Origin of the sequence: Ferrovum sp. PN-J185, assembly GCF_001581925.1 — a bacterium.
Taxonomy (GTDB): domain Bacteria; phylum Pseudomonadota; class Gammaproteobacteria; order Burkholderiales; family Ferrovaceae; genus PN-J185.
Genome location: NZ_LQZA01000001.1, coordinates 145982 through 164466 on the forward strand (window position 1 = coordinate 145982; position 18485 = coordinate 164466).

Below are 18485 nucleotides of genomic sequence, written 5' to 3' on the forward strand. Positions count from 1 at the left end.
AATCATTTCTTTTTACCATTTGCCTTTCTTGTCTTTTATCTAGACATCTTTGTTTAATACAATTTAATATATAAGTATTTTCTCGTGATTTTATATTTGTGATACTTGTCTTTAATTCTCTTTGTGAGTAACTAATATGTCTGACATAAAACCCCCTGTTCCTCCTTTTACTGAGGAAACTGCTAAACAAAAGGTAAGAATGGCTGAGGATGCTTGGAACAGCCGTGATCCTGATCGTGTGGTTCAAGTGTATACAGAAAACACTTTATGGCGTAACCGTGCTGAGTTTCCCAAAGGAAGAGTGGAAGTCCATGGTTTTTTAAGCCGTAAATGGGCTCGTGAAATTGATTACCGTCTGATTAAAGAATTATGGGCTTATACCGACAATCGAATTGCTGTACGTTTTGCCTATGAATGGCGTGATGATTCTGGCCAATGGTACCGAAGCTACGGTAATGAAAACTGGGAATTTAACGAATTTGGTTTAATGCAGCGCCGCTTTGCCAGTATCAATGATTTGCCTATTAAAGAGTCGGATCGTTTATTTCATTGGCCGTTAGGTCGTCGCCCGGATGACCATCCTGGATTGTCTGATTTAGGTCTTTAATATTGAATCAGTCATCTATTAGGGGAGAGTTCACTCTCCCCTTGCCTGAACATTACAGGATAAGTGATATTCTCCCCTATCACGAGAGAGATAGGAGCGCTTTATCTGAAGAGGTGACCGGTTCCACATTACGTAAAGCCATACTTTGGCAACACTCTCCTGTGGAAATTCAACTTAATTTTTCTGATGATTTAGTTCATGCGGTTATTTATTGTAATGATCCACCGCAATATGATTGGAATGGCTTTTTTTCACGCTGTATTCAACGTATGTGTGGTTTGACTCAGCCCATCGACTTATTTCGTGATCAGTGGGGACAACATGAAGAATTACAGCCTTTGTTTGATACTGGAACACATTTAAGATTTGCACTCACGCCCACTGTGTTTGAGGCATTAAGTTGGGCTGTGGTATCACAACAAATTAGTGTTAAAGCTGCAGTGCAACTTCGACATCGTATGATTAAGGTTTGCTCAGTGACAACTGAATCAGGTTTGTATTGCTATCCTGATGCAAAGAGATTATCGCAAGTTACTTTAGAAGATTTATTGGCTATTGGTTTCCCCAAGGCTAAAGCAGAAACTTTACACCGTTTATGTGACTTTGCATTAGATCAAGACTTAGATGAATTGGACGGTAATAACGAACATCACATGTATGATCTGAGTCAGCGATTACTCGCTATTAAAGGGATTGGACATTGGACTGTTAATTACGGGTTATTACGTGGATATGGTTATCTTGATGGCTCACTACATGGAGATATTGCTTTGCGTCGCGCTTTGCAAATACTCTGGCAACATCCAGATGATATTACTGACAAACAGGCAGAGGCTTGGTTATCACAGTTCACACCATGGCGTGCCTTGGTCGCAGCTTATCTATGGCAATATACTGGTGCCTAGTTAGTTATCTTTAAGAGGTGTTAAGTCCATCATAATGATGGGACGTGTTAAAATTCACCTCATGAGTAAATCATTAATACAATTATTTCAAAATAATCGCGCGTGGGTAGACGAGGTGTTGTCACACAATCCTCACTTTTTTAGCCATCTCGCAACTCAGCAAGCCCCTGAATATTTATGGATTGGTTGCTCTGACTCTAGGGTGCCCGCAAATCAAATCACTGGACTTGAACCAGGGGAAGTCTTTGTTCATCGTAATGTTGCTAATGTGGTTGTGCATACAGATTTAAATTCTTTATCAGTAATCCAGTTTGCAGTTGATGTCTTAAAAGTAAAACATATTATTGTGGTAGGGCATTATGGTTGTTCTGGGGTACATGCTGCTTTGCATGGTAATCGTATTGGTATTGCTGATAATTGGCTACGTCATGTGCGTGATGTACATGATAAACATCGTCAACTAATTGACTCTGTCAGCTGCGAACATGACCGCTATGATAAGTTATGTGAGTTTAACGCCATTGAACAAGCGCTTAATGTGTGTCAAACAACCATGGTGCAGGATGCTTGGAGTAGTGGCCAAGAGCTCAATGTTCATGCCTGGGTATATGGTATAAAAGACGGATTAATTCGGGACTTGGGTTTTAGTGTTGCCAGTAATGACGAGTTAAACGATATCTATCCTAAAACCATCGCTTCTATTTATTGTTAATAGTGACTAATTAATTATTCCCTGAATATCTTTTTCAATAGCATCGGCAAGTATCACATCAAGCCTCGTGATTGCATTAATATCATGTGTGTAGAGTTCAACGATGACTTCACTATATTTAATAGTGAGATTGGGGTGATGCTGTTCTTTTTCAGCAATAATACTAATTTGATTGACTACGGCCATCGACTCTAACCAGTTTTTCGTGTGCCATTTACGTATTAGGCGCTGAGACACATAACTCCAATTGTTGAGTGTCTGTGATAATGCTTGAGCGATATCTTGATCAGTCAAAGGTAGTAATTGAGTCATAGTTAGCGAGCCTTATTTAAATCTATCGTTGGCAGTGTGGACAAAAGAAAGTTGAGCGTTGTCCTTGCCGGATACGTTTGATCGGTATCTGGCAGCGATAGCAGGGTTGATGTTCACGATCATATACTTGATGATGAATTTGGAAATAACCATTTTTTTCTGTGCCATGCTGAAAGTCTTTTAACGTACTTCCTCCTAACTCTATAGCATGATGAAGGGTGTTTAGAATGCTTTCTGCTAGGGTTTGGTAGCGTTGTTTGGAAATACGCTTAGCACTGCGTTGAGGTAGTATTCCTGCCTTAAATAAGGCTTCACTTGCATAAATATTGCCCACCCCAACAACAATCTCACCACCTAATAGTAACGGTTTAATTGCCTGTACTCTGGTATGAGCGTGTTGCCATAAATAGTGACCATTAAATAATGGATCAAAGGGTTCAATACCTAGTTTTTTAAAAAAAGGCAGAAAACAAGACTCATCATGAGGGTCAGCCCAAATCAGAGCACCAAAACGACGGGGATCATTATAAATTAGACTATAGTCCCCAATACTAAAGGAGGCGTGATCATGTTTAGTCAAAGGGGCATTACGTGGTTTGATAGTTAGTGTTCCCGTCATGCCCAGATGAACCATCAGACTACCTTGGGTGGTACTAATAATTAAGTATTTGGAGCGCCGATTAATCGCTGTAATAGTAGCGCCACAGATTTTTTTACTTAATTGTGAATCGATAGGATAACGCAGTTTGGGAGTAAGGATTGTCGCCTTGTCAACTTTATAATTAATGAGATACGGTAGCAAAGATAAGCGCGTTACCTCAACTTCAGGTAATTCTGGCATGGTCATACATCCAAAGAAAAAGGGGTGAATTCAGTATCACGGTCATAAAAGTCTTCATGCTCTGCTTTTTTGAGTTTATTAACTAACCAATAAGTTAACGGAGTAGCAAGAATTTCCCATAGGGTTTTGAGTCCATATTCTAGTAAGGCAATTTGTACTAGATCATGGGTCGCCCAAATGCCGTAAAAAGCCATGCCATAGAAGAGGAGGGAGTCAATTAATTCTCCTACGGCAGTGGAACCGATTGTTCTCATCCACAACCATTTACCGTTAGTCGCCACCTTCATTTTGGCAAGAACAATACTGTTGGAGAAGCTACCACACCAATAGGCAATTACAGAGGCCACTGCAATTCGCCATGCATTATCAAAAACGCCTTCTAATTGCCCTTGAAAGGTAGCCATAAATTCATTGTGAGCGGCGGGTAAATGGACAACAATAAAGGCCATTATTGAGGCAAACAGTAGGGCTACAAACCCTGCCCATACCACCCGTCGATCACGTGCATAGCCGTACACTTCGGTGAGAATATCACCAAAAAAATAGGAGATAGGAAAGAATAATACTCCCGCTCCCACAGTTAGAGTTCCTATCACAGGTAAAGTAATATAGGTTTGTTTGGCAGCACCAATTAAATTAGAGCATAGTAAAATACAGACAAACGCCGCCATGATGAGATCATAGAAGCGGTAGTGTTTTGTGTGGTGGGTGGGTATGTTTTTATTCATGATGTTATGAAGAGCAGCTAACGGAAATCTCTTTTGCCCATTGTGGTGGGAGTTGCGCCCAATGCTGATGAGTGGGCTGCTCATCAAAGGGTTTATCTAGTACAGTTTTTAGTTGCCGCACCATACTAAAATCACCTTCTTCAGCCAGTTTGATGGCCTCTTGTGCTAAATAATTACGTAAAATAAAACGTGGATTAGTGCGGCGCATGTCACTCTGACGTTCACGGTCTTCGGAGTGTTCGAGCATTAAACGTTGGCGGTAACGTGACAACCATGAATTAAATAAAGACAGCGATCGCTCAAGTGGTGCAAAAATCAATTCATCTTGAGATGAATTGGTGAGGCTTAACTCACATAATTGACGGAAAAAAAGTGTGAAGTCCACTTGATGGTGATGCAACATATCCAGTAAGTCTTTTATGAGTGCTGCATCACTTTCCTCTTGTTTTTTGAAGCCTAATTTTTTTCTGAATAATTGTAAGTAGCTCCATTCATAACGTTCATGAAAGCGCTCCAGTCTCTCTGAGAGGAGGGCTTCATCATTAATCAACGGCCAGAATGCAGAGGCTAAAGCCGCACAATTCCAGTAACCTGCATGAGGTTGATTGGCGTAGGAGTAGCGACCTTGTTGATCGGTATGGTTGCAAATATGTTGCCAATCAAAATGGTCAAGAAACCCATAAGGGCCGTAGTCTAAGGTGATCCCTAGTACTGACATATTGTCTGTATTCATTACTCCATGACAAAACCCCACCGCCTGCCACTGCGCCATGAGTCGCGCTGTATGACTGACAATAAGTTCAAATAAATCAATATAGGGTGTATCACTTTCTAATAATTGAGGGTAATACTGATTAATAATAAAGTCTAATAAGGTTATTAGCTGGGGTAGTTGGTTACGATGAGCATAATGCTCGATATGGCCAAAGCGAACAAAAGAAGGAGACACTCGAGTCACAACAGCCGCGGTTTCTATTGTCTCTCGTCTCACTGGCAAATTAGACCCCACCAAAGCCAGCGCACGAGTGGTGGGAATATGTAATGCCGCCATGGCTTCACTGGCTAAATATTCACGGATACTTGAGCGTAGCACCGCTCGTCCATCTGCCATGCGTGAAAAAGGGGTCACGCCAGCCCCTTTGAGTTGTACCTCGTAATGCTTATCAATGGTGTTTATCGAGCCTAATAAATGGGCTCTACCATCACCCAGTTGTCCTGCCCAAACGCCAAACTGATGGCCAGAGTAAACACTACACCAGGCTTTATCAACTAACCCTGAGCATATATCAAGCCATGGTTTTGAGCGTTCAATAGGTAAATTAAGAGACTGGGCGAGCGTGTTATTCCAATCAATCCAGTAGGGTTGTGGTAATGGTTTGGTATTAACTTGTTCGATAAAAGGGTGTGCGAGACCAACAAAGGGGGTCTCATGGGACAAAAAAAGTGTTTCAGTTGGTGCGTTCATAGCTTATTCTATCTCGTTTACGAGGAGTGGATGAGTGGACGATAGCAATACCCTGTGGGATGCAGTAGTCATTGGTGCGGGTGCCGCAGGATTGTTTTGTGCGGGACAAGCGGGACTGCGCCAAAAAAAGATATTGGTGCTGGATCACGCTAAAAAAATTGGTGAAAAAATTCGCATAAGTGGTGGTGGATTTTGTAATTTCACTAACCGTTATTCCAGTGCACAGCATTTTTTATCGCGTAATCCTCATTTTGTTAAAAGTGCGCTTGCACGTTATCGGCCTTCAGATTTTGAAGGTTGGTTACAACATAATCATATTGCTTATCATGAAAAACATCGAGGTCAATTGTTCTGTGATCGATCGGCCCAAGATGTTATCAATATGTTATTACAACTTTGTCAGCAAACCTCTGTCACCATTCGCTTCCCAGTGACGGTCCATGATTGTCAATTAATCGATAAGGTATGGCATATTTATACCAATCAAGGCGTTGTCAACAGTCTCACTCTGGTTTGGGCGACAGGGGGGTTACCTGTACCTAAAATTGGTGCCAGTGATAAAGCACTGCAATTTGCCCAACAACGAGATCATTCAGTTATCTTACCGCGCCCGGCATTGGTTCCTTTATCTCTGACTGAGAAAGAGGAGAGTTCGTTCACTCAGTTATCTGGTTTAAGTGTTCCCGTTGTGATTCACTCTGGCAATAAAGGTGAGCATTATGGACAGGCCCACTTTGATGAGGATTTACTATTTACGCATCGCGGATTGTCTGGTCCCGCCATACTTCAGGCCAGTAGTTATTGGCGAGAAGGTGAGAGTGTTAGCGTGGCTTTTTTGTCATCCAGTCAATGGCAAGAGATGGATAACTCAGCGGGGGGTAAATTAGTTGAAAATATTCTCACACTTTTTTTGCCACAGCGTTTAGCTAAACATATTGCTCAAGTAACCGCTTTAGAGCAACGTCGTTTTGCAGAGTTAAATCGTACGGAAAAAGAGCGTTTAAAAAATAGTGTCTTAAACTATGTCTTTCATCCAGATAAAACCCTTGGCTGGAATAAAGCTGAGGTAATGTTAGGCGGGGTTGATACCAATTTAATGGACAGCCGCACCATGGCATCCACCGTAATTCCGCAATGTTATTTTATTGGTGAATGTGTGGATGTCACCGGGCATTTAGGTGGACATAATTTTCAATGGGCTTGGTCTAGCGCCTATGTCTGCGCTCAGTCGCTGTAACGTGGTTGCTTCTCAATAAACTCAATTTTGTAGCCATCAGGATCCTCTACAAAAGCAATCACTGTGGTGCCATGTTTCATGGGACCTGCTTCGCGCGTGACTTTGCCGCCGCGTTCGCGAGCCATATCACAGGCTTTCTTAGCGTTATCAACTTCTACGGCAATATGGCCATAACCGTTACCAATGTCATATGAAGATGTGTCCCAGTTATAGGTGAGTTCAATAACAGCACCATGTGATTCGGGTTGGTAGCCTACAAAGGCTAGGGTAAAGCGTCCTTCAGGATAGTCTTTACGACGTAATACATGCATTTCTAACACGTCGCAATAAAACTGAATTGAACGCTCTAAGTTACCAACGCGCAGCATGGTATGTAAGATTCTCATACAAAGGCTATCCTAGTTAATAAAACAATTATAAAGTTTTGTGTGTACCATCACAAAATGGGCTATCAAAGCTTTCGCCACAACCGCAGATATATAGCGTTTCATCGTTGTCTGCGACATAATGATAAGGTGTACGGTCTGTCACTTTGTGAGCACCGTTACATAAACCTGTGCCGCTTTTACCGCAGGTACAAAACCAATATTCTTGTCCGGCTTTAACTTCAATTGCATAGGGCATGATAAACTCCTTATAATGTACGTGTTCGTACTATTTTAACTAAAAATATACTTTTTTGCTATGACTAATTTTTTACCTACATTACGCGCTCTTGTCAGAACGTATCAAGCCTTTGATAACTTCTCATCGCACCATATCAAAAGCTTAGGACTAACCACGGGTCAGTTTGATGTGATTGCCACATTAGGCAATACACAGGGTATGACTTGTGGTGAAATCGGTGATAAAACACTCATGGTAAAAGGCACGCTTACTGGAGTATTAGATCGACTAGAGGCAAAGGCGATGATTGTGCGGGTTGATAATCCCAAAGACAAACGTAGCACCTTGATTAAGTTAACGGCCTTGGGAGAAAAAACTTTCCAAGAGACCTTTCAACCACATTTAGATTATTTGTCTCAAGTATTTTCCAAGCTATCAGAAAAAGACTTGGAAGCTATTGAAAAGAGCTTACAGAAGCTTAATAGTATATTTTGAGAGAATACATACCAATAAAAAAACCCGACAAGTCAATGTGCTTGCCGGGTTTATATATGAACAACTTGTTACTTAGAATAACTTAGCTGCTTTTTGAATCGCAATAGATACACCGATCAAGAAAGGAATACCAACTGCAGCCCAAGCTAGGATACCACCAAAACCTAATGAGCCTCTGGCTGTATCTTCCACTGCCACTTTACCAACAGTTTGCTCATGCGCTTTAGAGCGTTCAGCTTTTAACTCTTCTTCAGTCATGTGATATTTAGGATCAACAGGACGAACTAATAAGTTACAAACCATACCGCCTAACAACAGTAAAGCAAGGATGTAGAGTGTACGATCATATACTAGGTTATGTGGTACTCCTGCATCAATCTGTGCCTGACGGACAGAAGCAATCAATGAAGGACCTACAACACCAGCCACTGACCAGGCGGTGAGTAAACGGCCGTGAATGGCGCCAACCATCTGTGTACCAAATAAATCAGCCAGATAAGCTGGAACAGTAGAGAAACCACCACCATACATGGACAAGATTACACATACAGCAACAATAAATAGTCCAGCGCTGCCATGATGTCCCATTGAAGGCATAGCAATATATAATGCGATACCTAAAATAAAGAATACAGCATAAGTTGATTTACGACCTAAGAAGTCTGACATGGATGCCCAGAATAAGCGACCTAAGCTATTAAACAAACTAATCAGTCCAACTAAGCCTGCTGCAGAGGCTGCAATAGCGGCTTTTTGTGCAGGGGTTACCGCGTCAAAAGAAATATCTAATCCTAATAAATGGGGACCAAACACATCTTGCAACATTGGGCTTGCCATAGCAATAACACCAATACCTGCGGTCACATTTAAGCATAATACACCCCATACTAACCAAAATTGTGGGGTTTTCCATGCTTTATCTAAGTGAACATGGTTTTGGGTAATCATGTATTTTTTACCACCGTCATCTTTTGGTGTCCAGCCAAGAGGCTTCCAGCCGGTTGGGGCAATTCTAAAACCAAAAGCACCTAATGACATAACCACAAAGTAAAGAGCACCCATGGTGATTAACGTCACTCCTACGCTGTTAATGCCAGGTGTTGCGCCATAATGTTTCATTAAAGCCACAGCTAAGGGTGCGCCAACCATGGCTCCACCACCGTAGCCCATAATAGCAAAACCGGTAGCCAAGCCGCGACGGTCAGGGAACCATTTGATCAAGGTAGATACAGGGCTGATATAGCCTAAACCTTGGCCAACGCCACCGACAATACCGCTTAACCACAGTAGCCATAGTTGATGGTAAATGACACCAATTCCGCCTAATACAAGACCACCACCCCAGGTTATAGCAGCAATAAAACCAGCCTTACGTGGGCCTGCATGTTCTAACCAGCCACCCCAAATAAAAGCAGCAATACCCAATACTGCAATAAATAACTCAAAAATGGGTGTGACCATAGGGATGGTCCAGTTACAGGTTGTGGTAAATAACATATCCCACGTACTTAAGTTTTTACATGCTAGTGCATCTGCATTGGGCAATAGATTGACCATTGGTTTCCAAAATACGGAGAAACCATAAGACATGCCAATACAGAGGTGAATGGCTAAAGCAGCCGGGGGCACCAGCCAACGATTAAATTTTGGACCTGCGATAGTCCTTGCTCTATCTAGGGCGCTCCAATTCATCTTCTACCTCCTAAATTTTTTACAAGTTTTTTAACAAACAGCGATTACAAAATTTGTGACACTTGGCTAAATGAGAGCCTTGGGCCACGTGGATGGGTTGCTGAATGATCAGCAATACCCAAATTTATTAAAAAGTTAGCTTTAAGACGGCCGTCCGGGAAAAAAGTGCCATTAACAACGTCAGCATTAAATCCTGACATGGGGCCAACGTCTAAACCTAGAGCCCTGGCTGCAAGCATAAAATAGGCTCCTTGCAGACTGCTATTACGGAAAGCAACTTGGTCGGCAAGAATAGTGTTCTTGTCATATAGTGATTTGGCATCATAAGCTGGAAATAATTCAGGCAAATGCTCAAAAAAGTGAGTGTCATAAGCCAATATCACGGTTACAGGGGCTGATTGCACTTGAGCAACGTTACCCGGTGACAGAGCCGGTATGAGTTTTGAGCGCGCCTCGTCTGTTGTTAAAAACACATAACGTGCCGGGCAAGAATTGAAGGCGGTAGGTGCCCATTGAGTTAAGTTAACCAATTTTTCAAGAATACCCTCTGGTACAGGTTCTCTCTTGAAAGCATGTGCTGTTCGTGCCTTAACGAATAATTGATCTAGAGCCTCTTGGGCCAGTCCAAAATGATTCATTTTGTGCTCCAAGGTTAAATTAACTGAACAGACTACCCGAGTTTTTAGACTGACTCAAGAATAATTTTGTATTGAGTATTTGATAGAATAGCTACAGCATCTCTTTTTTAAATAAAAATGTTGAGGAATGAATGAGTTACGATCTTTATTATTGGACTACGCCGAATGGACATAAAGTCACCCTATTTTTGGAAGAAACAGGGTTAAATTATCGTTTAATTCCAATTAACATAAGTATAGGTGATCAATTTCAACCTGATTTCTTGAAAATCGCCCCCAACAATCGCATCCCCGCATTAGTAGACCATGATCCACAAGGGGGAGGGCAAGCCATTTCTATTTTTGAGTCCGGTGCAATCCTTCTCTATCTCGCAGAAAAAACAGGTTATTTCCTTTCAAAAGAAATACGTCAGCGAACCGAAGTATTGCAATGGTTATTTTGGCAGATGGCAGGGTTAGGCCCTATGGCTGGACAGAATCATCATTTTGTTCAATATGCTCCTGAGAAAATACCCTATGCGATGACACGCTACATCAACGAGACCAATCGTCTTTATGGGGTATTGAATAAACGTTTGGCAGATCGCCAATTTGTGGCCGGTAATGACTACTCAATTGCCGATATGGCCATTTATCCTTGGATTGTGCCCTATGAGAGACAACAGCAAGACATTAACGAGTTCCCTCATTTAAAAAGATGGTTTGAAAGCATCGCACAACGCCCTGCAACGATTAAAGCCTATGACAGAGCAAAGGAAGTTAATACAACACCTACAGTCACTGAAGAGGCCAAGAAAATCTTATTCGGGCAACGTGCAACTTAATCATTTACTTTTTTAAACGGGGCGTGTTCATTGAGTTCGGAGTGGTAATGTTCAATATGACGCCCCTCCCGTTGGAGAAAATCTTCCACGGCTTGTGCAAAGCGTTGGTCTCGTAAATGATGAAAAGAGCGTGTTCTTATGGGAGACAGGCCACGCGCTAGCTTGTGTTCGCCTTGTGCCCCACCCTCAAAAACGGCTATTTTTTGTTGAATACAAAAGGCAATGCTTTGGTAATAGCAGGTTTCAAAGTGTAGACCAGGGATATATGTCACAGCACCCCAATAGCGCCCATAAGCCCGTTCTTGATTAAATAAATTCAGTGCGCAGGCAATCATTTGGTTGTTGTGATACGCCACGATTAAGCAACAATGAATGAGCCCAGTTGCTAAAAAATGCTCGAAAAAACGGTGGTTTAAATAGGGGGTAGAACCATGTTGTTGATAGGTGTTTTGATAACACTGTTCAAAAAAGTACCAGTGCTCGCTAGTAATGTTAGAACCTGTTAACCAAGAAAAAGTAATACCTTGATCTTGAATTTTCTTTCTTTCTTGTTTAATTTTTTTTCGTTTGTCATGATTCATTGATCCTAGAAACTCATCAAAGCTTTCATAATTATTGTTCTGCCAATGAAATTGCACTCCCTCTCGCGCAAGAAAACCTGATCGAGACAGTAGTTCGCCATCTCTTTCGTTGGGGAATAGGCAATGGATGGATGAGAGCTGAGAGTCTTCTTCGAGTTCAAGTAAACGAACCACCAGTTGTTCACGAATGCTCTCATCTTGAGATAGAATGCGAGGACCCATAACAGGCGTGAAGGGGATGGCTACTAATAATTTAGGATAGTAGGGTTGACCTAGTTGTTCGTAAGCCTCAGCCCACGCCCAATCAAATACATATTCGCCATAAGAGTGTCCCTTTAAGTAACAGGGGATAGCTCCCACGCAATGCTGATTATCCCAAGCGGTTAAATATAACATGCCCCAACCTGTCTTAGCGTGCACGCTGCCGCTGTCGTGCATGGCTTTCAGAAAATCATAATTAAGAGTGGGATTATTCTCTGTAATAGTTTGCCAGTCTTCCTTGCTAATACGATCCAAAGACTGAGTGATGTCATATTTAATGGTTGTCATAGGTGAATGTATCGTGAAAATTCGTAATGCGTCCTGTGTCTTTAGCGCTGTAACCGTTTAACTGATCCATGGCTTTGAGAAACTCCGCATCATGCAAAATAGATAAGATGGGAATAAAACGGTTGTCATTTAATAGCGATTCATTACATACGTAAAAATAACGTTCAGTAAACAAGGGAATAAAATCAAGATCAAAGAGCTTGGCTGCCGTCTCCACACCTAAGCCAACATCTGCTTTCCCGCTTGCAATGTAAGCACCAATGGCGGCATGGGTATACTCGGTGTTGCCATACCCCCTGATGGCGTTGATAGATAGATTGTGTTTTTTTAACAACATATCAAGAATAACTCTCGTTCCCGCACTTGGTTGGCGGTTAACAAACATAATATCTGGTCTAACAAGATCATTAATAGTATGAATATTCTTAGGGTTGTTTTTAGCAACAATAAGGCCTTGATGACGTTTGGCTAACTCAATAAAACGTATATCTTCAGGAAAATTAGCGTTAATGAGCTTAAGATAAGGTTGCTCAAGTTCACCTAATGGGACGTGAAAACCTGCAATGTCACAAATTTGGCGGTTAAATGCATCAATAGATTCTTTGCTGCCACGATAATTAAAATCCAGTTCAATATGGCGTTGATTGAGAAATTCATTGAGCAGGGCTACAGCGAAGCCGTGACTTGCAAATAAACGTAATACCCGTCTTGTACGACGTGTTAGGGCCTCAATGTCTTCACTGATTTCTGAGCTGATACTCTCTAAGAGAGGACCGAGCCTCGCTTCGGTGAGTTTATCTGCCCATACCAGTTTTTTACCCAGCTCAGTTAATCTTGACCCGCGTCCTGGTACGCTTTCAAGGATGGCGCCGCCAAAAATTGCTTGGGCTTGCTCAATGAGATTCCAAGCATGACGATAAGATAAACCGATTAATTGGCTCGCCTCTTTCATATTATGTTGCTCTTCAATGGCTCTTAATAATTTGAGAGTTCTTGATAGAGGGAAATTTTCTCCCTCGGTAGGATCAAATAAATGGAACTCAGGCAGGATATTGATTTTCAAAGTGATACTCCCCTTAGAGTAATTAGTCTCTTATTTAAGTGAAATAAATTGCAATTATAGTCGCTATAAGTTTTTCTTTTAATTCGATTGACTTCTTGTGTTAATGGGGATAACCTAGGAAAACATTACGGGATTGTTGCACAGAGTGTCAAGAACTATTTGCAATTAAGTGCAACAACTAACAAATTATTAAAGGAGGAATCCTTGGATACAGTTGAGTTTCATCATGAATCTGTTATACGCCAAGCGGCAGAACGCTACCGCGATGTGCCGGGCGCATTACTACCTATCCTGCATCATATTCAGGACACAATAGGATTCATTCCAAATCAAACAGCATCAGAACTCTCACCCATTCTTAACTTATCGCGCGCTGAGATTCATGGTGTTATTACTTATTACCATCATTTCAAACAAACTGCTCCTGCTAAGCATACTGTTGCCATATGTCAGGCTGAAGCCTGCCAAGCTAGAGGCTGTCGTTCTTTAACTAAAGACGCTACAGCCATGTTAGCTGGTGATCATGATTGGCACATTGAGCACGCTTATTGTTTGGGTTTATGTGCCACAGGGCCTGCTATTGAAATTAATGGTCAACTCAAAGCTCACGTTACCAGTGAGAAGCTACAAAAGTGGATAAAAGACGCTAAGGAGAACGCATGAAACATACCGTTTTTATTCCCTGTGATTCAGCTGCATTGGCTGCAGGAGCAGAAGAAGTAGCGCAAGAAATTGCTCGTCTTGCCAAAGAGGCTGGTGTTGAAATTAATATTAAGCGTAATGGGTCAAGAGGCCTATTTTGGTTGGAGCCTTTGGTAGAGGTAGAAGTTGATGGTATACGCCATGCTTATGGTCCAGTGAGCGTTGAGCAGGTGGCTGATTTATTTGCTGCTGACTTTTTAAACGCTGGAACACATGAGCTTTATCAAGGTGTGACCGAGGAAATTGAATACCTCAAAAACCAAGAAAGACTTACCTTTGCACGTATTGGTATCACTGAACCATTATCACTCCAAGACTATGAAAAGCACGATGGCTGGCAAGGCTTGAAAAAAGCGATCTCACTACAACCAGCTGATATTGTTCAAGAGGTATTAGATTCAGGTTTACGTGGCCGCGGTGGCGCTGGTTTTCCTGCGGGGATTAAATGGCGTACTGTCATGCAAGCTCAGGCAGATCAAAAATACATCGTTATTAATGCTGATGAGGGTGATTCAGGTACCTTCGCCGATCGTATGGTTATGGAAGATGATCCCTATATGTTGATTGAGGGGATGATTATTGCAGGTATCGCTGTAGGAGCAACGAAGGGTTATGTATACATTCGTTCAGAGTACCCCCATGCTGTTGATACCATGAATGAAGCAGTTCGTCTTTCTCGTGAGGCTAACTATTTAGGTCATAACATCTTAGGTTCATCTTTTACCTTTGATATTGAAATTCGTAAAGCAGCCGGTTCATACGTGTGTGGTGAAGAAACCGCACTGTTGGAGAGTTTGGAAGGTAAACGCGGTATTGTGCGCGCAAAACCACCACTTCCAGCGCTTGAAGGGTTGTTTGGTCGTCCAACCGTTATCAATAACGTATTGACTATGGCTGCGGTACCTTATGTATTAGCCCAAGGGGCGAAGGCTTATGCTGATTTTGGTATGGGACGCTCACGCGGTACATTGCCTTTCCAATTGGCAGGCAATATCGCTCGTGGCGGTTTAGTGGAAAAAGCCTTTGGAGTGACTGCTAGAGAATTAATTGAAGTATATGGTGGCGGTACATTTACCCAACGTCCCATTAAGGCAGTACAAATCGGTGGTCCTTTAGGTGCTTATATTCCGGCAGATAAATTAGATATTCCCATGGATTATGAAGCGCTTGCACAAAAAGGAGCAGTATTAGGTCACGGTGGCGTTGTTGTCTTTGACGACACGGTTGATATGGCTGAGCAAGCAAAATATGCCATGGAGTTCTGTGCCTTAGAGTCATGTGGTAAATGCACACCTTGCCGTATTGGTTCTACGCGTGGTGTTGAAGTGATTGCTAAAATTCAGTCACAACCACAACAGGCCGTGGCGCAAACTGCCTTATTAAGAGATTTATGCGACACCATGCTCAATGGTTCGCTCTGTGCCATGGGTGGGATGACTCCCTACCCAGTATTGTCTGCTCTGGATCATTTCCCAGAGGATTTTAATATAACCAAAACCGAACAGCACGCAGCTTAAGTTGGAGGAATGATGGATACAGTTTCAGTACATGATATTGATTATGGCACCCCAGAGGTAAGTTCTACAGAACAAGTTACTTTGACTATTGATGGGTTTCCGGTCACCGTAGCGAAAGGCACATCGATTATGCGTGCTGCTGTTGAGTTAGGTACGCAAATTCCTAAGCTATGTGCCACAGACAGTCTTGAACCCTTTGGTTCCTGTCGTTTGTGTTTGGTTGAGATTGAAGGGCGTCGTGGCTTCCCCGCCTCTTGTACTACTCCAGCGGAAAGTGGCATGGTAGTACGTACTCAGTCACCTAAGCTTGCTGATTTGCGTCGTGGTGTGATGGAGCTTTATATTTCGGATCACCCTCTTGATTGTTTAACCTGTGCCAGCAATGGAGATTGCGAACTACAGGATATGTCTGGTGCAGTGGGATTACGTGAAGTTCGCTATGGCTATGAAGGTAAAAACCATATTCATTCCGACAAAGATACATCGAATCCTTATTTCCAATACGATCCTTCAAAATGTATCGTCTGTAATCGTTGCGTACGTGCGTGTGAGGAAACTCAAGGTACCTTTGCTCTAACCATCTCTGGTAGAGGATTTAACTCACGCGTGTCTCCAGGTGAAAGCCAATCATTTATGGATTCAGAATGTGTATCCTGTGGCGCCTGTGTTGATGCCTGCCCAACAGCTACATTGGTAGAGAAAAGCATTGTTGCTCAAGGTCAGCCAGAACATAGCGTAATTACCACCTGCGCTTACTGTGGCGTTGGGTGTGGCTTTAAAGCTGATATGAAAGGATCAGAAGTTGTACGTATGACTCCTTGGAAAGAGGGTAAAGCCAATGAGGGTCACGCTTGTATCAAGGGTCGTTTTGCCTGGGGTTATGCAACTCACAAAGATCGTATGTTAAAACCTATGGTTCGTGAAAATATTACTGATCCATGGCAAGAAGTGAGCTTCGATGAGGCAATTAATTTTGCTGCTAAAAAATTACGTGGCATTCAAGACAAATACGGTGTTGATTCAATTGGTGGTATTACCTCATCACGTTGTACCAATGAAGAAACCTATTTAGTCCAGAAATTAGTAAGAGCAGTATTTCACAATAACAACGTTGATACCTGCGCTAGGGTATGTCACTCGCCAACGGGTTTTGGTTTAGGACAAACTTATGGTACCTCTGCTGGTACACAAACCTTTAAATCCATTGAACAGTCAGACGTTGTATTAGTAATGGGTGCTAACCCAACTGATGCTCATCCTGTATTTGGTTCACGTATGAAAAAACGCTTACGTGAAGGCGCAAAACTTATTGTTATTGATCCACGCGCTATTGAGTTGGTCAGTACCGCTCACATTAAAGCTGACTATCATTTGCAACTAAGACCTGGTACTAACGTGGCTATGGTTTCTGCCCTTGCTCATGTGATTGTAACCGAAGGACTAGTTAAAGAAGACTTTGTTAATGAGCGCTGTGATTTAGAGTCATTTAATTTATGGCGTGATTGGGTTACTAAAGAAGAAAACAGTCCTGAAGCGTTAGAACTCACAACTGGTGTACCGGCTCAATTAGTACGTGAGGCTGCAAGACTCTACGCAACTGGCGGTAACGCTGCCATTTATTACGGTCTTGGTGTCACAGAGCACGCTCAAGGTTCAACCGCTGTGATTGGTATTGCCAACCTTGCTATGGCCACAGGTAATATTGGTCGTGAAGGAGTAGGTGTTAACCCACTTCGCGGTCAAAACAATGTTCAAGGCTCTTGCGACATGGGTTCATTCCCACACGAGTTCCCAGGTTATCGTCACGTTTCTGATAGTAAAACACGTGGTCTATTTGAACAAGACTGGGGTGTTTCCTTAAGAGGAGATCCTGGTTTACGTATTCCTAATATGTTTGATGCAGCTCTTGAGGGGTCTTTCAAAGGACTATATTGCCAAGGTGAGGATATTGTTCAATCAGATCCTGATACCCAGCATGTTACAGCCGCCTTAGAAGCCATGGAATGTGTGGTAGTTCAGGATATTTTCTTGAACGAAACAGCCAAATACGCCCATGTGTTCTTACCTGGTTCAAGCTTCTTAGAAAAAGATGGTACTTTCACTAACGCTGAGCGTCGTATTTCTCGCGTACGTCAAGTGATGGAACCCAAAGCAGGTATGGCTGACTGGCAAGTAACTGTTGCCCTTGCCAAAGCGTTGGGCTACGAAATGAATTACAGTCATCCTGGTGAAATCATGGCTGAGATTGCTCGTTTAACCCCTACCTTTGCCGGTGTGAATTACGAGAAATTAGATAAGCTTGGTAGTCTACAGTGGCCTTGCAATGATGAGCATCCTGAAGGTACACCGCTTATGCACGTTGATCACTTTGTGCGTGGCAAGGGTCGTTTCATTATTAGTCAGTATGTACCAACTGAGGAGCGTGTTACTAAACGTTTCCCCTTGATTTTAACCACGGGCCGTATCTTGTCTCAGTACAATGTTGGCGCTCAAACAAGACGTACCGAAAACGTTCATTTCCATGATGAAGACCGCTTAGAGATTCATCCAGATGATGCGAAAGAACGTGGTATTAGTTCAGGTGATTGGGTAGGTATTGCCTCACGCTCAGGTGAGACTGTACTGCGCGCTCTTGTATCGGAAAGAATGCAACCTGGTGTTATATATACCACATTCCACTTCCCTGAATCAGGGGCTAATGTGATTACAACCGATAACTCTGACTGGGCAACTAACTGTCCAGAGTATAAAGTGACCGCCGTGCAAGTGATGAAGGTAAAACAGCCTTCAGAATGGCAGCAACAGTACAAAGAGTTTAACGATAATCAACTACGTTTATTGCGTGAACGTAAAATTGCAGACAGTTTAGTGGGCGTTAAGTAATGGATAACCTGTCACCACTTCTTGAGCAAACGCATACTACCGAACCGGTAGAAGTAATACGCTTGCGTGGTACATCGGTTGATAAAACCGATGATACCGTAGCTCAAGAGACACCCATTGGTATTGAA

19 protein-coding genes are annotated in these 18485 nt (G+C 42.4%); 9 read left to right on the forward strand and 10 right to left on the reverse strand.

What is annotated here, in order from left to right:
* The first annotated feature begins 136 nt into the window (after positions 1-136).
* From FV185_RS00760 to can, 3 genes are all read left to right on the forward strand, one after another.
* Positions 137-607, forward strand: coding sequence for a nuclear transport factor 2 family protein (locus FV185_RS00760; RefSeq protein ID WP_067492629.1), 471 nt, complete (start codon positions 137-139; stop codon positions 605-607).
* A 2-nt stretch (positions 608-609) separates the two neighbouring features.
* A complete protein-coding gene (locus FV185_RS00765; RefSeq protein WP_156474140.1) occupies positions 610-1512 on the forward strand; it encodes a DNA-3-methyladenine glycosylase family protein in 903 nt (300 codons plus the stop codon).
* 61 nt (positions 1513-1573) lie between these two features.
* Positions 1574-2224 carry a carbonate dehydratase gene (can, locus tag FV185_RS00770; RefSeq protein WP_067494138.1) on the forward strand — a complete coding sequence of 217 codons (651 nt, stop codon included), beginning with the start codon at positions 1574-1576 and terminating at the stop codon, positions 2222-2224.
* Between the two features lie 6 nt (positions 2225-2230).
* Here the strand turns inward: can and FV185_RS00775 are convergent, their stop codons facing one another.
* The 4 genes from FV185_RS00775 to FV185_RS00790 are packed head-to-tail and all read right to left on the reverse strand — an operon-like array spanning position 2231 to position 5570.
* Positions 2231-2536 (reverse strand): 4a-hydroxytetrahydrobiopterin dehydratase, encoded by a 306-nt coding sequence (locus FV185_RS00775; RefSeq protein WP_067492631.1) that lies wholly within the window; start codon positions 2534-2536, stop codon positions 2231-2233.
* A 22-nt stretch (positions 2537-2558) separates the two neighbouring features.
* Positions 2559-3377, reverse strand: coding sequence for a bifunctional DNA-formamidopyrimidine glycosylase/DNA-(apurinic or apyrimidinic site) lyase (gene mutM / locus FV185_RS00780; RefSeq protein ID WP_067492633.1), 819 nt, complete (start codon positions 3375-3377; stop codon positions 2559-2561).
* Positions 3378-3379: 2 nt separating this feature from the next.
* Complete coding sequence (locus tag FV185_RS00785) at positions 3380-4105, reverse strand: queuosine precursor transporter (RefSeq protein ID WP_067492635.1); 726 nt, start codon at positions 4103-4105, stop codon at positions 3380-3382.
* Between the two features lie 4 nt (positions 4106-4109).
* Complete coding sequence (locus FV185_RS00790) at positions 4110-5570, reverse strand: protein adenylyltransferase SelO (protein WP_067492638.1); 1461 nt, start codon at positions 5568-5570, stop codon at positions 4110-4112.
* Positions 5571-5604: 34 nt separating this feature from the next.
* On the opposite strand from FV185_RS00790, the gene FV185_RS00795 reads away from it, so the two are divergent.
* Entirely contained in the window at positions 5605-6807 is a 1203-nt protein-coding gene (locus FV185_RS00795) for an NAD(P)/FAD-dependent oxidoreductase (RefSeq protein ID WP_067492641.1), read from the forward strand.
* On the opposite strand, the gene gloA is transcribed toward FV185_RS00795, so the two are convergent.
* Both gloA and FV185_RS00805 read right to left on the reverse strand, forming a co-directional pair.
* Positions 6795-7193 (reverse strand): lactoylglutathione lyase, encoded by a 399-nt coding sequence (gene gloA / locus FV185_RS00800; RefSeq protein ID WP_067492643.1) that lies wholly within the window; start codon positions 7191-7193, stop codon positions 6795-6797. The two genes, FV185_RS00795 and gloA, sit on opposite strands and share 13 nt — an antisense overlap.
* Positions 7194-7221: 28 nt before the next feature.
* Positions 7222-7431 (reverse strand): CDGSH iron-sulfur domain-containing protein, encoded by a 210-nt coding sequence (locus tag FV185_RS00805; protein ID WP_067492644.1) that lies wholly within the window; start codon positions 7429-7431, stop codon positions 7222-7224.
* Positions 7432-7491: 60 nt separating this feature from the next.
* Between FV185_RS00805 and FV185_RS00810 the strand changes: the two genes are divergently transcribed.
* Positions 7492-7908, forward strand: coding sequence for a MarR family winged helix-turn-helix transcriptional regulator (locus tag FV185_RS00810; RefSeq protein ID WP_067492645.1), 417 nt, complete (start codon positions 7492-7494; stop codon positions 7906-7908).
* Between the two features lie 72 nt (positions 7909-7980).
* Here FV185_RS00810 and FV185_RS00815 read toward each other — a convergent pair whose 3' ends face one another.
* Positions 7981-9600, reverse strand: a complete 1620-nt coding sequence (locus FV185_RS00815; RefSeq protein ID WP_067492647.1) for an OFA family MFS transporter — start codon at positions 9598-9600, stop codon at positions 7981-7983.
* Between the two features lie 44 nt (positions 9601-9644).
* Complete coding sequence (locus tag FV185_RS00820; protein WP_067492649.1) at positions 9645-10238, reverse strand: malonic semialdehyde reductase; 594 nt, start codon at positions 10236-10238, stop codon at positions 9645-9647.
* Between the two features lie 131 nt (positions 10239-10369).
* Here FV185_RS00820 and FV185_RS00825 point away from each other — a divergent pair, with 131 nt between their 5' ends.
* On the forward strand, positions 10370-11062 hold the full coding sequence (locus FV185_RS00825; RefSeq protein WP_067492650.1) for a glutathione binding-like protein: 693 nt from the start codon (positions 10370-10372) through the stop codon (positions 11060-11062).
* Here the strand turns inward: FV185_RS00825 and FV185_RS00830 are convergent.
* Together FV185_RS00830 and FV185_RS00835 are read right to left on the reverse strand one after the other, a co-directional pair.
* Positions 11059-12192 (reverse strand): GNAT family N-acetyltransferase, encoded by a 1134-nt coding sequence (locus FV185_RS00830; protein WP_067492651.1) that lies wholly within the window; start codon positions 12190-12192, stop codon positions 11059-11061. The genes FV185_RS00825 and FV185_RS00830 overlap by 4 nt on opposite strands.
* Positions 12179-13255 carry a substrate-binding domain-containing protein gene (locus tag FV185_RS00835; protein WP_067492653.1) on the reverse strand — a complete coding sequence of 359 codons (1077 nt, stop codon included), beginning with the start codon at positions 13253-13255 and terminating at the stop codon, positions 12179-12181. The genes FV185_RS00830 and FV185_RS00835 overlap by 14 nt, the downstream gene beginning before the upstream one ends.
* 204 nt (positions 13256-13459) lie before the next feature.
* Between FV185_RS00835 and FV185_RS00840 the strand changes: the two genes are divergently transcribed.
* The 3 genes from FV185_RS00840 to fdhF are packed head-to-tail and all read left to right on the forward strand — an operon-like array spanning position 13460 to position 18357.
* Positions 13460-13918 carry an NAD(P)H-dependent oxidoreductase subunit E gene (locus tag FV185_RS00840; protein WP_067492655.1) on the forward strand — a complete coding sequence of 153 codons (459 nt, stop codon included), beginning with the start codon at positions 13460-13462 and terminating at the stop codon, positions 13916-13918.
* The gene (locus FV185_RS00845; protein WP_067492657.1) at positions 13915-15474 is read left to right on the forward strand and encodes a formate dehydrogenase beta subunit; all 1560 of its coding nucleotides are present in this window, start codon (positions 13915-13917) and stop codon (positions 15472-15474) included. Before FV185_RS00840 ends, FV185_RS00845 begins: the two co-directional genes overlap by 4 nt.
* 9 nt (positions 15475-15483) lie before the next feature.
* Positions 15484-18357, forward strand: a complete 2874-nt coding sequence (fdhF, locus tag FV185_RS00850) for a formate dehydrogenase subunit alpha (RefSeq protein WP_067492659.1) — start codon at positions 15484-15486, stop codon at positions 18355-18357.
* The last annotated feature ends 128 nt before the right edge of the window (positions 18358-18485 follow it).

What these genes read in the sequence shown, in the direction of transcription:
- FV185_RS00760 (WP_067492629.1), top strand. Translation starts at nt 137, where the DNA reads ATGTCTGACATAAAACCCCCTGTTCCTCCTTTTACTGAGGAAACTGCT.
- can (WP_067494138.1), top strand. Translation starts at nt 1,574, where the DNA reads ATGAGTAAATCATTAATACAATTATTTCAAAATAATCGCGCGTGGGTA.
- FV185_RS00775 (WP_067492631.1), bottom strand. Translation starts at nt 2,536, where the DNA reads ATGACTCAATTACTACCTTTGACTGATCAAGATATCGCTCAAGCATTA.
- mutM (WP_067492633.1), bottom strand. Translation starts at nt 3,377, where the DNA reads ATGCCAGAATTACCTGAAGTTGAGGTAACGCGCTTATCTTTGCTACCG.
- FV185_RS00785 (WP_067492635.1), bottom strand. Translation starts at nt 4,105, where the DNA reads ATGAATAAAAACATACCCACCCACCACACAAAACACTACCGCTTCTAT.
- FV185_RS00790 (WP_067492638.1), bottom strand. Translation starts at nt 5,570, where the DNA reads ATGAACGCACCAACTGAAACACTTTTTTTGTCCCATGAGACCCCCTTT.
- gloA (WP_067492643.1), bottom strand. Translation starts at nt 7,193, where the DNA reads ATGAGAATCTTACATACCATGCTGCGCGTTGGTAACTTAGAGCGTTCA.
- FV185_RS00805 (WP_067492644.1), bottom strand. Translation starts at nt 7,431, where the DNA reads ATGCCCTATGCAATTGAAGTTAAAGCCGGACAAGAATATTGGTTTTGT.
- FV185_RS00810 (WP_067492645.1), top strand. Translation starts at nt 7,492, where the DNA reads ATGACTAATTTTTTACCTACATTACGCGCTCTTGTCAGAACGTATCAA.
- FV185_RS00815 (WP_067492647.1), bottom strand. Translation starts at nt 9,600, where the DNA reads ATGAATTGGAGCGCCCTAGATAGAGCAAGGACTATCGCAGGTCCAAAA.
- FV185_RS00820 (WP_067492649.1), bottom strand. Translation starts at nt 10,238, where the DNA reads ATGAATCATTTTGGACTGGCCCAAGAGGCTCTAGATCAATTATTCGTT.
- FV185_RS00825 (WP_067492650.1), top strand. Translation starts at nt 10,370, where the DNA reads ATGAGTTACGATCTTTATTATTGGACTACGCCGAATGGACATAAAGTC.
- FV185_RS00830 (WP_067492651.1), bottom strand. Translation starts at nt 12,192, where the DNA reads ATGACAACCATTAAATATGACATCACTCAGTCTTTGGATCGTATTAGC.
- FV185_RS00845 (WP_067492657.1), top strand. Translation starts at nt 13,915, where the DNA reads ATGAAACATACCGTTTTTATTCCCTGTGATTCAGCTGCATTGGCTGCA.
- fdhF (WP_067492659.1), top strand. Translation starts at nt 15,484, where the DNA reads ATGATGGATACAGTTTCAGTACATGATATTGATTATGGCACCCCAGAG.